This is a genomic window from Erythrobacteraceae bacterium WH01K (assembly GCA_027941995.1).
Classification (GTDB): Bacteria; Pseudomonadota; Alphaproteobacteria; order Sphingomonadales; family Sphingomonadaceae; genus CAJXSN01.
This window is the reverse complement of the sequence record CP115966.1, coordinates 1243579-1255617: the sequence shown is the minus strand read 5'-3', so window position 1 is coordinate 1255617 and position 12039 is coordinate 1243579. Positions and strand designations below refer to the sequence as shown.

The following is a 12039-nucleotide window of genomic DNA, read 5'->3' as shown; positions in this document are numbered from 1 at the left end:
TAATGGGCTCTCCTCCCCGCCTGATCCTTGCCTCCGCCAGCCCCAGGCGGCGCGAACTGCTCGCGCGGCTGGACGTCACGCCGGATGCGATCGCCCCTGCCGACATCGACGAGACGCCGCATGATGGCGAATCGCCACGCGATTATGCCGTGCGCATGGCCCGGGAAAAGGCGCTGGCTGCCGCCACGGACGAAGGCTTCGTGCTGGCGGGCGACACCGTGGTGGCCGCCGGTCGCCGCATCCTGCCCAAGGCGGAGGACGAGGATACCGCGCGCCGCTGCCTCGAACTGCTGTCGGGCAGGCGGCACACGGTCCTTTCCGCCATCGCCCTTGCCGCACCCGGCGGCGCGCTGCGCGAAAAGCTGAGCGTCACGCAGGTCAAGTTCAAGCGCCTCTCCGCAGACGAAATCGCCGCCTATCTCGAGAGCGGGGAATGGGACGGCAAGGCCGGCGGCTACGCCATTCAGGGTGCTGCCGAGGGGCTTATTTCCTGGATACAGGGCAGCCATTCGGGCGTCGTGGGCCTCCCGCTGTTCGAAACGCGCGCCTTGCTGAAGGCGGCGGGATTCAAACTTGGCTGACTGGCTGATCGAGCAGGGCATCGCGGAAACGCGGGCGATCCTGCTGGACGGCGGCCAGGTCATTGCCGCCCGGATGGAATGGCCCGGCACGCTTCTGGCAGGCGAGATCGCCGATGCCGTGCTGGTCCACCGCACGGCCGGATCGCGGCGGGGCACGATACGCTTTGCTTCCGGGCAGGAGGCACTGGCTGACCGCCTGCCCCCTTCCGCCAGCGAAGGCGCAACCTCAAGGTACCGCGTCACCCGGCCTGCACTGGCCGAGAGGGACCGCAGGAAAATGGCCCGCGCCGTTCCGACAGACGAAGACATTCGCCCTGCCCCGACCCTCGCCCAAAGCCTTCCCGAAGCCCGGATCGTCCAGCGCTTTCCCTCAGGCGCGTGGGAAGACGTGTGGCTGGAGGCATGGTCCGGCAGCGTGCCGTTCGATGGCGGTGAACTTGCCTTCTTCGACACCGCCGCGATGACGCTGGTCGATATCGACGGCCCCGGCTCGCCGCTCGCCCTGTCGCAGGCGGCCGTGCCGGCGATTGCGGGCGCGCTTCGCCGATTCGACATGGGCGGCAATATCGGGATCGATTTTCCCACGCTGCAGGCCAAGGCGGACCGCAAGGCGGCCGACGGCGCGCTGGCAGCCCGGCTGGAAGACTGGCCGCACGAGCGTACGGCGATGAACGGTTTCGGGTTCGTCCAGATCGTCGCCCGGCTGGAGCGGCCCTCGATTCTCCAGCGCATCCACAATGCTCGCCGCGCTGCCGCGGCCCGCCTGCTGCTGCGAAATGCGGAACTGCTGGAAGGCGCGGGCGAACTGCTGATGACCTGCCATCCCGCCATTGCCGCGAAGCTGGAAGAGCCATGGCTCGATGCCCTGCGCCGCCGTACCGGGCGGGCGGTCAGGGTCGAGAGCAATCCCGCCCTTGCACTGGAAGCGGGGCAATCCCAACTGGTTTCCCGATGACGAAAAAGCGCCCCTGCCCGATCTGCAAGAAGCCGCGGGACGAAAAGCATGCACCCTTCTGTTCCCAGCGGTGCCGCGACCGAGACCTGGCCCAGTGGTTCGGCGACGGGTACGCCGTACCCGGCCGTCCCGCCCTGCCGGACGAGATCGCTGCCGAATTTCGCGAGCAGGACGAGTGAAACCCCCTTGCAAAGACAACGCCCCTTCGCCATAGGCGCGCTTCACTCGCTCGCCGGGCTTCCCGACAGGGAACCGGCACGACGCGAAGGCCCGGGTAGCTCAGTGGTAGAGCAGGCGATTGAAAATCGCCGTGTCGGTGGTTCGACTCCGCCCCTGGGCACCACTTCTCCCCCTTATTCGAGGGTGTGCCCATGACCCGCCGCCGCAAGATCTACGAAGGCAAGGCCAAGGTCCTTTACGAAGGTCCGGAACCCGGCACGATCATTCAGTATTTCAAGGATGACGCCACCGCCTTCAACGCGGAGAAGAAGGGCACGATCAACGGCAAGGGCGTGATCAACAATCGCATCAGCGAACACGTCTTCACCCGCCTTGGCCATATCGGCATCCCCACGCACTTCATCCGCCGCCTGAACATGCGCGAGCAATTGGTGCGGCAGGTCGAGATCATCCCGATCGAGGTCGTCCTGCGTAACGTGGCAGCCGGATCGATCTGCAAGCGGCTGGGCCTGACCGAAGGCGATCCGCTGCCCCACACGCTGATCGAATATTACTACAAGGACGATGCGCTGGGCGATCCGCTGGTATCGGAAGAGCACATTGCCTGTTTCAACTGGGCCAGCCCGGAGGAAATGCAGGACATTGCCAGCATGGCGATCCGCATCAATGACTTCATGGCCGGCATGTTCGCCGGGATCGACATCCGCCTCGTCGATTTCAAGCTGGAATTCGGCCGCATCTTCGATGGCGATTACAGCCGCGTGATCCTGGCCGACGAGATCAGCCCCGACGGTTGCCGCCTGTGGGACATGAAGACGGGCGAGAAGCTGGACAAGGACCGCTTCCGCCGCGATCTGGGCGGAGAGGAAGAGGCCTACCAGGAAGTCGCCCGCCGTCTCGGCCTCCTGAACGGCGAGAATGACGGCCCGGGCGAGGTCTTCGACATGGAAGCCCATCGCGGCCGGATGCGCGGCTCGCCTGCCAAGCCCAAGAAATAGCGATATTCATTGCCGGTCCACCGACGGACGGGCATGGATGCGCTCATGCGATTTCCCATTCTCGGCGCGTTTGCCGGTCTATCCCTCCTTGCCATTCCTCTTGCCGCGCCTCTTGCGGCGCAGGCGCCGTCCGAAGCGACCAAGCCGATGCCGCGCTGGGCTTTTGCGGACAGCGACCTGGAGCCGGAAGACGGCTATGTCTTCGGACAGCTGGCCAACGGGATGCGCTACGTCATCCGCAGCAACGCAACGCCGGAAGGCACGGCGCTGGTCCGCATGGAGATCGAGGCGGGCCGGCTGGACGAGCGAGATAACGAACGCGGGCTCGCCCATTATGTCGAGCACATGGCCTTCAACGGCAGCACCAATGTTCCCGAAGGGGAAATGGTAAAGCTGCTGGAACGCCTCGGCCTGGCCTTCGGTGCAGACACCAATGCCGCGACCGCGTTTCATTTCACCCAGTACATGCTCGACCTGCCGCGCGCGGACGAGGAACTGCTCGACACCGCGTTTTTCCTGATGCGCGAAACGGCGAGCGAACTGCTGTTCGACGAAGGCGCGGTTGAACGCGAACGCGGGGTCCTGATCGCGGAACGCCGCGACCGGACGAATTACGCCGCCATCGCCGCCGCCGACCAGATCGATTTCTTCGTCCCCGGCTCGATGCTGTCGAACCGCTACCCGCTTGTCGACCGGGAAGATGTCGACACCGCGACGGCGGCCGACCTGAAGGCGTTCTGGCAGCGAACCTACATCCCCGCCAATACGACGCTGGTCGTGGTGGGCGATTTCGACGCTGGTGTGGTCGAGCAGAAGATCCGTGCAGGGTTTGCCGACTGGCAGGCCGCACCGGACATACCGCAATCCTCTGCCGGTCCGGTCCAACCGGAATACAAAGGCGCGAGCGATATCTACACCGATCCCGCGCTCGACGCGCAGATCGCGGTGGCGCGTCTGGGTCCATGGATCGACCGGCCGGATACGGCGGAAAACCGGCGCGAGGCGGTCATCCGGTCCGTCGGCTATGCGATCGTCAACCGCCGCCTTCGCCGCCTGACCCTGTCGGAAGAGCCGCCCTTCCGCGGCGCATCGTTCCGCACGTCCGACATCTTCGAAGCCGGTCGCCAGACCTCGCTCACCGTCGCCGCTCTCGAAGGGGACTGGCAGCGCGGCATGACGGCTGCGGCGCTGGAATATGTGCGGATCATGCAGCACGGCGTGACGGATGCGGAAATCGCGGAGCAGGTCGCGCGCCGCCGGACCGCGCTCGAAAACGACGTCGCCGGCGCTGCGACGCGCAACCACGTCGCCTATGTGAACGCGGCCGTCGCCCTCGCCCGCGACGAATTCGTGCCCGTTTCACCCGAAACGCAGCTCGCCCTGTTCGAACAGGCCGTGGCGGACCTGTCGCCCGAAGCGGTCATCCAGGCCCTGCGCGATGATGTCATCACCCTGAACGAACCGCTGATCAGGTATCAGGGCAGGAGCGTGCCGGAAGGCGGTGAACCGGCTTTGCGCGAGGTCTGGAACACCGCTTTGGCCATGCCCGTGGACCCGCCCGCCAGCAGTGCATTCGATGCCTTCCCCTACACCGATTTCGGGGAGCCGGGCACCGTCGTGTCTGACACGTTGGGCGAAGAACTGGGCATCCGGCGGATCGTGTTCGACAACGGCGTCCGCCTGAACCTGAAGCGGACTACGCTGGAAGATGACCGGGTCCGCGTGCGCTATACGCTGGACGGCGGGGACTGGCTGGAGACGCGCGAGGACCCTAGCGCCATCGCACTTGCTGCCCTGCTCCCGAGCGCCGGGCTGGGCAAATTGTCGGCCGACGAACTGGCTACGGTCCTTGCCGGTCGCAATGCAGCCTTCCGTTTCGGCGCCGCGCCGGACAGCTTCAACGGGCAGGTCACGACGACGCCGCGCGACCTGGAGGTCCAGCTGCAACTGATCGCGGCCTATCTCACCGATCCCGGCTACCGCACGGAAGCCCTGGTCCGGTATCGCAATTCGCTGCAGGATTACTTCGCACGGCTAAGGGCCACGCCGCAAAGCGCCCTGCAAGCCGAGGAAGGTCGCATCCTGTCGGACGACGATCCCCGCTTCACCCTGAAGGACGAGGCGACCTATCGCGCGCTGGAACTGGAAGGGCTGCAGGCGGCCATCGGTGACCGGCTTGCCCGCGGCGCACTGGAAATCGCACTGGTGGGCGATGTGGACGAAGACGCGGCCATCCGCCTGGTCGCGCAGACGCTGGGCGCCCTGCCCGTACGAGAGGCCGATTTCACTACGCCTCCCGGAGCGCGGGAGCGCAGCTTCACCTCCGATCGCAGCGACCGCGTACTGACCCATACCGGAGAGGCGGATCAGGGGCTCATTTCCTTCACATGGCCCACCACCGATGCCTCCGATCCCGATACCACTGTCGGGCTGGCACTGCTGCGCGCGGTACTCGACCTCGAAATCACGGAAGAGCTGCGAGAGCGTCTCGGCGATGCCTATTCTCCGCGCGTCACCAGCAATCCCGCGCGCTATTACGACGGTTACGGCACGTTCACGGTCGCCGCAGGCATCGATGTAGAGCGGCTGGACGCGGCCCGCGCCGCGATCGAGGCAACGGTCGAACGCCTGCGAACGGAGCCTGTTTCGGACGATCTGCTCCAGCGGGCGCGCCAGCCCATCCTGGAAAATTTCGACAATGCCCTGAAAAGCAATTCCGGCTGGATGAGCTATGTCGCCCGGGCCCAGAGCGAGCCGGACAGGATCACCCGTTTCCTGGCCGCGCGGGGCCGCTACAATGCCCTTACCCCGCAGGCGGTGCAGGCTCTGGCAGCGCGTTATCTCGGCGCCGGGGAAGCGGTCGTCATCACTGTGCTGCCGGAAGGCGTCGCAGACGCATCACAGTGATAAGCACGCCTGCGCCGATTGCGTGCAGGCTGCATCACGGTATAGGGCGGCGATACAGAATCGCACCCGTCACAGCAGGATCGAAGCCCCATGAAAGTTCGCGTCCATGTCAGCCTGAAGCCCGGTGTCCTCGATCCGCAGGGGCGCGCCGTGCATCACGCGCTGGAAGGTCTCGGCTTTTCCGGCGTCGACAATGTCCGCATCGGCCGCACGATCGAACTCGACGTAGCGGACGGGACCGGAGACGAGCAGCTGGAAAAGATGTGCGAGCAGCTTCTCGCCAATACGGTGATCGAGGATTACCGCATCGAGAAGGTGGGCTGATCCGATGAAGAGCGCTGTCGTTACCTTCCCTGGTTCCAATTGCGACCGCGACATGGCGGTGGGCATCGAACTGGTCACCGGAACCACGCCGCAGCGTGTCTGGCACGGCGACAGCGAACTGCCTGCCGACCTCGATTTCATCGCCCTGCCCGGCGGTTTTTCCTACGGCGATTACCTGCGTTCCGGCGCCATGGCGGCGAACAGCCCGATCATGCGCGAGATCGTGGCGGCAGCAGGCCGCGGTGTGCCGGTTCTGGGCGTGTGCAACGGGTTCCAGGTCCTGACCGAGTCGCGGCTGTTGCCGGGTGCCCTGATGCGCAACAAGCAACAGACTTTCATTTGCCGCGACGCCGTGCTGACGGTGGAGAATGCGCAGTCGCTGTTCACCGCGCGCTACGACGCCGGACAGACGATCACCATCCCGGTGGCGCATCATGACGGCAATTATTTCGCCGATGACGCCGTGCTCGACCGGCTGGAGGGCGAAGGCCGCGTGGCCTTCCGCTATGCCGACAACGTCAACGGCTCACAGCGCGGCATTGCCGGCGTTCTGAACGAGGCTGGCAACGTGCTGGGCATGATGCCCCACCCCGAACGCGCGGTGGAGGATGCCCACGGCCGGACCGATGGCCGCGGCATCTTCGAAAGCGTGCTGGACGCCCTCGCCCCCGCCTGATCCGAGAGCCTGATCCGAGAGCCTGGTTTCAGCACGCACCCGGTCGGTGCTGGCCTAGGCCCTCATTTGCTGCTGGTGACGCAGCACGGAATGCACTTCGTCCACCGGCATCGGACGGCCGAAATAATATCCCTGGATCTTGGTACAGCCCATGTTGCGGATCATCTCCGCCTCACCGGCCGTTTCCACGCCTTCCGCCGTGGTCGTCATGTCGAGGCTCTGCGCCATGGCGACAACGGCGCGGATGATGGCCTCGCTCTCGCGCGCGCCCTGCGCAGCGCCCTGCACGAAGGTGCGATCGACCTTGATCGTGGAGAAGCGCAGTTCCCTGATATAGCCGAGCGAGGAGTAGCCGGTCCCGAAATCGTCGAGCGCGATCTGGCAGCCCAGCGCCATCACCTGTTCCAGCGCGGCGCGGGCGACACTGGCATCGCGCAGGAAGATGCTTTCCGTGACTTCGATCTCGAGCCTTTGCGGGTCGAGATTGGCGCGGGACAGGGCCTGGACGACCGTGTTCGGGAAACCGGGCTCCAGCAGCTGTTCCGGCGAGACGTTGATGTTGACCCGGACATGCGAAGGCCACTTGGCCGCTTCCATGCACGCCCGCTGCAGGACCCAGGTGCCGATCGGCACGATCAGGCGGGTTTCCTCTGCCAGCGGGATGAACTTGGCCGGGCTGACGAAACCGTGGTCCCGGCTGTTCCAGCGCACCAGCGCTTCGAAACCGACGAGGTCTTCCGACCCTGCATTCACCACCGGCTGGTAATGCAGCAGCAATTCGTTCCGCTCCAGCGCCTTGCGTAGCGAGAACTCCAGCTGGCGGCGTTCTTCTGCCGATGCATGCAGGGCGGGCTCGTAGGTGAAGTGCTCGCCGCCGCCCTCGTCCTTGGACCGGTAGAGCGCGAGGTCGGCATTGCGCATCAGTTCCTCGACCGACTTGCCGTCGCGCGGGGCCACGGCGGAACCCACACTCGCCCCGACAAAAAGCGTATGGTTATCGACGGCATAGGGCTCCGACAGGCGCGAGATGATCCTGTTGGCGACTTTCGATACGACGGCGGGGTCGGACGCTTCGCGGATGACGATGGCGAATTCGTCGCCGCCCAGGCGGCCGCAGATTTCGTTCTCGCCGCAGATTTCCTTCAGCCGTTCGGCGACCTTTTCCAGCAACCGGTCGCCGACCTGGTGACCAAGCGAATCGTTGACCTGCTTGAACCGGTCGAGGTCGATCATCAGGAACGCGCAGCGCGAACGCCATTGGCGGGCATAGCGCATCGCATCGCCCAGCGATTCGTTCAGCATCAGGCGGTTCGGCAGCTTGGTCAGCGTGTCGTAGCGCGCCAGGTAGGCGATCTTCTCGGTCGATTCGCGCTGTTCGGTCACGTCGGACCCGACGCCGCGGAAGCCCACATGCTTGCCGTGGTTATCCAGCATCGGCGTGCCCGACAGCTCCCACCAGCGGTTCTTGCCGTTGATCGTCACCTTGACCAGCAGCGCAGAGAAGCTTTCGCGGCGCTTCAGGCGTTCGGCGAGGTCATGGAGACTGGTCGGAAACTGGCCGGTTTCCCAATGCTCGCCCGAGATGAGCTCGAGAAACGGCTTGCCCTCGACATCGGCAGAATCCAGCCCCAGCGCAAACGCGAAGCGCGGGGAAGCGGAGCGAATGCGCCGCGAGGTATCGATCTGCCACAGCCAGTCGGCCTCGTTTTCCTCGAATTCGCGCAGCAGCAGCGACACGACTTCCGACCGCTCGTTCATGCCGTCTTCGGCAAGGCTGCCACGCAGGAAGGTGTCGGCACGCACGATGAAGCCCCAGCACGCGATGGGCAGCATGACGCCTGCTGCAAATGCCGCAGAGAGATACCCCGCCGCGAGTAGCGACACGGCGCCCGGGACCATCACGATGACGGAGAACAGGATCGCGCCCATGGGCGCCGTACCCAGCGTGATGGTAATCCCGGTAATGACGGCAGCGATGACGGCCCAGACTGCGAGCACATCGGCGGGCGTCCCGAAATACAGCGCCAATGGGCTGGCAAGGCTCCATGCCAGGGCGGCGGAGATCGTGCCGCGCAAGTGGCGCGCGGCAGCCCCCTTGCTGAGCGTGCGACCCGGTTTCGCCTGCAGGTTCATGTCGGCCTGGAACATCAAGCCCAGCGACGCGGCCATGAACGCAATCCAGCCGATCAGGATCGCGATCGGCACGATGGGGTAGAGGATGGTCGCCGTGACAAGGGCAAGCGTGGCATGGCTTGCCATGCGAACCACGATTTTCGATGCCGGCACGGAGTGCTGGATCGCCCGCAGCCGGGGCCAATCGAGATCGCCCTCCTCACGCAGGCCCAGCAGGCTCGCGAGCGGAAGTTTTTTCGGGAAGGCCCGGCGATTTGGAGCGGAGGCGGTCACCCGTCCGCCGCTAACCCTCAAAGGTTAGAGGGCAGTTAAGGATAGGACCCCAATTCGCCCCCCGGGAACGATTATTCCACCGTCACCGACTTGGCGAGATTGCGCGGCTGGTCGACATCCGTGCCCTTGGCCACGGCCACGTGATAAGCCAGCAGCTGCACCGGAACCGCGTAGACCAGCGGCGCGATCAGCGGATGCACTTTCGGCATCTGGATCGTCGCCAGGCATCCCTCGCCCGCTTCGGCCAGACCTTCCTCGTCCGAGATCAGCACGATCTGCCCGCCGCGGGCGCGCACTTCCTGCATGTTCGACACGGTCTTCTCGAACAGTGGTCCGCTGGGCGCGAGGACGATGACGGGCACATGCTCGTCGATCAGCGCGATGGGGCCGTGCTTCATCTCGCCCGATGCATATCCCTCTGCGTGGATGTAGCTAATTTCCTTCAGTTTCAGCGCGCCTTCCATCGCCATCGGATAGTCCGGTCCGCGGCCCAGATAGAGCACATCCCGCGCGGGCGCGATGAGGTGCGCCATTCCGGCAATATCCTCGTCGTGGTCCAGCGCTGCGTTCAGGGCGGCCGGCGCTTCCAGCAGGTGATGGACCACCTCTTCCTCTTCCGCGCGCGTCATGTGGCCGTTCTTTACCGCCAGATGGGCTGCAAGAGCGGCCAGGACCGCCAGCTGGCAGGCGAACGCCTTGGTGCTGGCGACACCGATTTCCGGGCCGGCATGGGTAGGCAGCAGCAGGTCCGCCTCGCGCGCCATGGAACTGGTGGGCACGTTGACGACTGCGGCGATGGTCTGGCCGGCCTGCTTGCAGTGGCGAAGCGCCGCCAGCGTGTCGGCCGTTTCCCCGCTCTGCGAGATGAACAGCGACAGGCCGCCCTCTTCCAGCACCGGTTCCCGGTACCGGAACTCGGACGCCACATCGACATCGACCGGAACGCGGGCGAACTGTTCGAACCAGTATTTCGCGACCATGCCTGCGTAATAGGACGTGCCGCAGGCAACGATGGTGATGCGCTTCACGCTCGATAGGTCGAAATCGATCTGCGGCAGGGCAACGCTGTCGTCGCTCTGCCGGACATAGCTGGCCAGCGTCTGGGCGACGACGGTCGGCTGCTCGAAGATCTCTTTCTGCATGAAGTGGCGATAATTGCCCTTCTCGACCGCCGCGGCCGATGCGCCGGATGCCACGATAGGACGTTCGACCGGCGCATTCTCGCCGTCGAAGACCTGCGCGGTGTCGCGAGTGATGGCGACCCAGTCGCCTTCCTCGAGATAGCTGATCTTCTGCGTCAGCGGGGCGAGCGCCAGCGCGTCGGACCCGAGATACATCTCGCCCTCGCCATAGCCGACGACCAGCGGGGAACCCAGCCGCGAGCCGATCAAGAGGTCGGGATGGTCCCGGAACGCGATGGCCAGCGCGAAGGCACCGCGAAGGCGCGGCAGGACGGTCTGGACGGCATCCTGCGGGGAGGCACCGTTCTCCACCTCGCGGGACACGAGATGCGCGACGACTTCGCTGTCGGTATCGCTTTCCAGCGTCCGTCCGTCGGCCTGCAACTCCTCGCGCAGGGCGCGGAAATTTTCGATGATGCCGTTGTGGACCAGCGCGACGTGATCGGTCGCATGGGGATGCGCGTTGGCCGCCGTGGGCGCGCCATGGGTGGCCCAGCGGGTATGGGCGATGCCGACATGGCCGGGCGCGGGATTGCCTGCCAGTTCCTCCACCAGATTGGCGAGCTTGCCCTCCGCCCGGCGGCGGATAAGGTCGCCGTCATGCAGGGTGCAGATCCCGGCGCTGTCATAGCCGCGATATTCCATCCGCTTCAGGCCATCGACCAACCGGTCCGCAACGGGCGCCGCGCCCGCAATCCCGATAATTCCACACATCGGCTAAAATCTTCCTGCTGGTCTTGAGGTGGGTAAGGTTGGCAGCCTGTTAGCTGTAATTTCCTACCATTGCACTATCGCGCGGTCCCTTTCGCAACGCTTACCTTCGTTGCCGCCCCGGCAGGCGTGCTGCGCCACAGGATAAGGCCTGCACAGATGATGACCGCGCCGCCTGCCAGCGTCACCGCGTCGGGCACGTCGCCGAACCACCACCAGCCCAGCGTGATCGCAACCAGCATCTGGAGATAGGTGGTCGGCGCAATGGTCGATGCACCCGCCCTTTCGGTGCCCAGGAAGACCAGCCAGTGCGCCGTGCTGGCGGTGACCGCGACGATCAGGCAGCGCACGATCACGCTCCATTCCGGCATATCGACGCGCAGGCTCTCGATCCCGCTCACATGCCCGGCAAACGCCGCCACGACCAGCAGCGGCGCTGCGACGATCGCCATGAACGCCTGCATCGAGAGCGCGCTGCCCTGCCCGCCGGCTGCCCGGTTGGCGACGATCATCAGGCTGAAAAACAGGGCGGAGGCCAGCGGCAGGAACGCTGCCGGGCCCAGCGCCGCGACATTCGGGCGCAGGACCAGCGCAACGCCGCACAGCGCGATGACGCTGGCTGCGACAACTGGCAAACGGATCGCCTCTTTCAGGAAAATTGCGCTGAAAACGGCGGTCAGGACCGGCGCGACAAAGGCCAGCGCCATGGCCGAGGCAAGCGGCATCACGAAGACCGCGCTGAAGAAGCACAGGCTGGCCGCGGCAAGGCAGAACCCCCTTCCCGCTTGCAGCCAGGGATTCTTCGGACGAAATGCACGCGCCCCTTCCTTCACGAACAGCAATACGGACAGCCCGATCGCGCCGAGCGAGAACCGCAAGGCGGCAACCGCCAGCGGCGGCCATTCACCCGCCATCGTCTTGATCACTGCATCGCCGACCGACAGCGTGGCAAATCCTGCCGCCGCCAGCATCAGTCCCGTGCGTTCGCTATCTCTCATCGGGGGGTCCGGATCATGCGCAGCGCTTAGTCCAGCACATACACGCGGGCCATAGCCACCGCGCCATTTAGGAAAAAAATAAGGTTTCCATCCTATTCACCAATTCCAGAAAGGCCTCCTTC

Annotated in this window: 10 protein-coding genes and 1 tRNA gene; 8 read left to right on the top strand and 3 right to left on the bottom strand. The window is 65.3% G+C overall.

Going from position 1 to position 12039, the window contains the following annotated elements:
• Positions 1-2: 2 nt before the first annotated feature.
• The 8 genes from PF049_06220 to purQ all read left to right on the top strand — a co-directional run bounded on the left by PF049_06220 (position 3) and on the right by purQ (position 6621).
• Positions 3-581, top strand: a complete 579-nt coding sequence (locus tag PF049_06220; GenBank protein WBY17732.1) for a Maf family protein — start codon at positions 3-5, stop codon at positions 579-581.
• A complete protein-coding gene (locus tag PF049_06215; protein ID WBY17731.1) occupies positions 574-1536 on the top strand; it encodes a ribonuclease in 963 nt (320 codons plus the stop codon). Before PF049_06220 ends, PF049_06215 begins: the two co-directional genes overlap by 8 nt.
• On the top strand, positions 1533-1715 hold the full coding sequence (yacG, locus tag PF049_06210) for a DNA gyrase inhibitor YacG (protein ID WBY17730.1): 183 nt from the start codon (positions 1533-1535) through the stop codon (positions 1713-1715). The genes PF049_06215 and yacG overlap by 4 nt, the downstream gene beginning before the upstream one ends.
• Positions 1716-1804: 89 nt before the next feature.
• Positions 1805-1879 (top strand) — tRNA-Phe (locus PF049_06205).
• A 28-nt stretch (positions 1880-1907) separates the two neighbouring features.
• Positions 1908-2714 carry a phosphoribosylaminoimidazolesuccinocarboxamide synthase gene (locus PF049_06200; GenBank protein WBY17729.1) on the top strand — a complete coding sequence of 269 codons (807 nt, stop codon included), beginning with the start codon at positions 1908-1910 and terminating at the stop codon, positions 2712-2714.
• A 45-nt stretch (positions 2715-2759) separates the two neighbouring features.
• A complete protein-coding gene (locus tag PF049_06195) occupies positions 2760-5621 on the top strand; it encodes an insulinase family protein (protein ID WBY17728.1) in 2862 nt (953 codons plus the stop codon).
• A gap of 90 nt (positions 5622-5711) precedes the next feature.
• Positions 5712-5945, top strand: coding sequence for a phosphoribosylformylglycinamidine synthase subunit PurS (purS, locus tag PF049_06190; GenBank protein ID WBY17727.1), 234 nt, complete (start codon positions 5712-5714; stop codon positions 5943-5945).
• A 4-nt stretch (positions 5946-5949) separates the two neighbouring features.
• Positions 5950-6621, top strand: coding sequence for a phosphoribosylformylglycinamidine synthase subunit PurQ (gene purQ, locus PF049_06185; GenBank protein ID WBY17726.1), 672 nt, complete (start codon positions 5950-5952; stop codon positions 6619-6621).
• Between the two features lie 54 nt (positions 6622-6675).
• Here the strand turns inward: purQ and PF049_06180 are convergent, their stop codons facing one another.
• From PF049_06180 to PF049_06170, 3 genes are all read right to left on the bottom strand, one after another.
• The gene (locus PF049_06180; GenBank protein WBY17725.1) at positions 6676-9027 is read right to left on the bottom strand and encodes an EAL domain-containing protein; all 2352 of its coding nucleotides are present in this window, start codon (positions 9025-9027) and stop codon (positions 6676-6678) included.
• Between the two features lie 71 nt (positions 9028-9098).
• Positions 9099-10922, bottom strand: coding sequence for a glutamine--fructose-6-phosphate transaminase (isomerizing) (gene glmS, locus PF049_06175; GenBank protein WBY17724.1), 1824 nt, complete (start codon positions 10920-10922; stop codon positions 9099-9101).
• 74 nt (positions 10923-10996) lie between these two features.
• Positions 10997-11917 (bottom strand): DMT family transporter, encoded by a 921-nt coding sequence (locus PF049_06170; GenBank protein WBY17723.1) that lies wholly within the window; start codon positions 11915-11917, stop codon positions 10997-10999.
• Between the last annotated feature and the right edge of the window lie 122 nt (positions 11918-12039).

Bases quoted from the DNA above. Each gene is read 5' to 3' on its own strand.
- PF049_06220 (WBY17732.1), top strand. From the start codon at position 3: ATGGGCTCTCCTCCCCGCCTGATCCTTGCCTCCGCCAGCCCCAGGCGG.
- purQ (WBY17726.1), top strand. From the start codon at position 5,950: ATGAAGAGCGCTGTCGTTACCTTCCCTGGTTCCAATTGCGACCGCGAC.
- PF049_06195 (WBY17728.1), top strand. From the start codon at position 2,760: ATGCGATTTCCCATTCTCGGCGCGTTTGCCGGTCTATCCCTCCTTGCC.
- yacG (WBY17730.1), top strand. From the start codon at position 1,533: ATGACGAAAAAGCGCCCCTGCCCGATCTGCAAGAAGCCGCGGGACGAA.
- purS (WBY17727.1), top strand. From the start codon at position 5,712: ATGAAAGTTCGCGTCCATGTCAGCCTGAAGCCCGGTGTCCTCGATCCG.
- PF049_06170 (WBY17723.1), bottom strand. From the start codon at position 11,917: ATGAGAGATAGCGAACGCACGGGACTGATGCTGGCGGCGGCAGGATTT.
- glmS (WBY17724.1), bottom strand. From the start codon at position 10,922: ATGTGTGGAATTATCGGGATTGCGGGCGCGGCGCCCGTTGCGGACCGG.
- PF049_06200 (WBY17729.1), top strand. From the start codon at position 1,908: ATGACCCGCCGCCGCAAGATCTACGAAGGCAAGGCCAAGGTCCTTTAC.